Raw genomic sequence first — 2,638 nt, 5'->3', positions numbered from 1 at the left:
CGCGCTTCCATGGAACGTCTGCTCGGCGCGATGGGCTGGACGTTGGCCGACTTTTCGCTCGCATCGGAGTTGAAGGCTGACGAGCACGGCCCGGCGCTCTGCGACGGCAAGATCGACGGGTTCTTCTACGGCGTCGGCCATCCCTCCGCGAACATCCAGGATCCGACCACTACCTGCGCTGCCAAGCTGGTGCCGTTGACCGGAGAAGTCGTGGACAAGCTGGTCGCAGAAAATCCCTACTACGCCAAGGCGGTGATCCCGGGCGGGCTCTACGCTAACAATCCCGACGATACCGAGACTTTCGGGGTGCTCGCCACGCTGGTCACCTCGGCCAAGGTTCCTGACGAGAGCGTCTATCAGCTGACCAGGGCGGTGTTCGAAAATTTCGACGAGTTCAAGTCGCTGCATCCGGCCTTTGCCAATCTCGATCCGGCCAAGATGGTGTCGGAAGGAAATTCCGCGCCACTGCATCCGGGCGCTGAAAAATACTTCAAGGAGAAGGGCTGGCTGAAGTAGGCTTCGTGATCTGACGACAGCCCGGCGGATCCAGCGGACCCGCCGGACCCATCCGCAACAGGAGGCGTCATTGAGCGAAGTGAAGGCACAACCGGCCAGCGTCGATCTCCAAGAGCTCGAACAGCTGGTCGCGGAGGCTGATACGGGTGGCCGGCATCCGAGCGGAACAGTCGCTCGAATCCTGCTTTGGGTTGCAGTTGGCTGGTCGCTTTTCCAGCTCTGGTACGCTTCGCCTTTGCCGTTCGTGTTCGGCTTCGGCATCCTCAATGATACGGAAGCGCGCGCCATTCACCTCGGCTTCGCGCTGTTCTTGACGTTCCTCGCCTATCCGGCGCTGAGATCCTCGCCCCGCGATCGTGTGCCGCTGCTCGACTGGGTGCTGGCCGCGGTCGGGGGGTTTGCCGGCTCCTATCTCTTTCTCTTCTACGTCGAGCTTTCCGGACGGCCCGGCCAGCCAACCACGCTCGATCTCGTTACCGGCACAGTTGGCATCCTGTTGCTCCTCGAAGCGACGCGCCGCGCGCTCGGCCTTCCAATGGTGGTCGTGGCATGTGTCTTCATCTTCTACACCTTTGCCGGCCAGTACATGCCGGACGTGATTCAACATCGCGGCGCATCACTCAATAAGTTTCTCAACCATCAATGGTTGACCACCGAAGGCGTCTTCGGGATTGCACTTGGCGTATCGACGAGCTTCGTCTTTCTCTTCGTCCTGTTCGGTACGCTTCTGGAAAAGGCAGGCGCCGGCAACTGGATGATGCAAATCTCCATCGCGCTGCTCGGCCATCTGCGTGGCGGCCCGGCGAAAGTCGCGGTGGTCTCATCGGCTCTCAACGGTGTGGTGTCCGGTTCGTCCGTCTCCAACGTGGTCTCAGGCGGCATCTTCACCATCCCGTTGATGAAGCGCACCGGCCTTTCCGGCGTCAAGGCGGGCGCCATCGAGGCTTCAGCCTCAATCAACGGCCAGATCATGCCGCCGGTCATGGGCGCGGCCGCCTTCCTGATGGTCGAATATGTCGGCATTCCCTATTCGGAGATCGTCATGCACGCGCTGCTGCCGGCGGTCTTCTCCTATCTCGCGCTGCTCTACATGGTACATCTCGAAGCGATAAAGATGGACCTGAAGACGATCCCGCAGCGTCCGACGCCGGCAAGAGAACGGATGCTGCGGATGGGGCTGGGACTGTCGGGCAGCATTCTCGCTGTCTGTATAGTCTATTACAGCATCGTTGCTATCCAGGCTGTCTTTGGCGGGACTGCGCCGCCGGTGCTCGCAATCGCTGGCGTAGCTCTCTACGTCGCCTCGGTCTGGTATTCCTCGCGCTATCCGGACCTCGCACTTGACGATCCGAACGCGCCGATCCTGGAACTGCCGCGCGCCTGGGACGTCACGCGGACCGGGCTCGATTTCCTCATCCCGATCGCGGTGCTTCTGTGGTGCCTGATGGTAGAGCAGATGTCGCCAGGCCTCTCGGCGTTCTGGGCGACCCTGTCGATCCTCGGTATCGTCGCCACTCGCAAGCCGCTGATGGCGGTATTCCGTAACGAAAACCTCGCCGCCTCAGTGCGTGCTGCCTGGGACGACCTGATCGACGGGCTGGCGCTCGGCGCCCGCAACATGATCGGCATCGGTATCGCCACGGCCACCGCCGGCATCGTCGTCGGCACGATCACGCTGACCGGTCTCGGCCTGATGATGACGGAGCTCGTCGAGTTCATCTCCGGCGGCAACGTCATCCTTATGCTGATCCTCATCGCCGCGATCAGCCTTGTGCTCGGCATGGGTATTCCGACCACCGCAAACTACATCCTCGTGGCGACGCTGATGGCGCCGGTGGTGGTCGATCTCGGTGCGCAGGCCGGACTGCCGATCCCGCTGATCGCGGTCCACCTGTTCGTCTTTTACTTCGGCATCATGGCCGACATCACCCCGCCGGTCGGGCTGGCGGCCTTCGCTGCGGCGGCGATTTCCAAGGAAGACCCGATCGCCACCGGCTTCCAGGGCGCGCTCTATTCGCTGCGCACGGCGATCCTGCCGTTCGTCTTCATCTTCAATCCGGCGATCCTGCTGATCGGAGTCGACACCTGGCCCCAGACGATCTGGGTGGCGACGGTCTCATTG

Annotated in this window: 2 protein-coding genes; both read left to right on the top strand. The window is 62.1% G+C overall.

Features of this window, described 5'->3' with window-relative positions:
• On the top strand, positions 1 to 516 hold a 516-nt coding region (locus EOA86_RS29975; protein ID WP_128344938.1), incomplete at its 5' end, for a TAXI family TRAP transporter solute-binding subunit.
• A 181-nt stretch (positions 517 to 697) separates the two neighbouring features.
• Positions 698 to 2,638: TRAP transporter permease (locus EOA86_RS29970; protein WP_164892115.1), on the top strand; the 1,941-nt coding region annotated here is incomplete at its 3' end.

Source organism: Mesorhizobium sp. M5C.F.Ca.IN.020.32.2.1 (genome assembly GCF_004023105.1).
GTDB classification, from domain to species: domain Bacteria; phylum Pseudomonadota; class Alphaproteobacteria; order Rhizobiales; family Rhizobiaceae; genus Mesorhizobium; species Mesorhizobium wenxiniae.
This window is presented reverse-complemented; position numbering and strand designations above follow the sequence as displayed.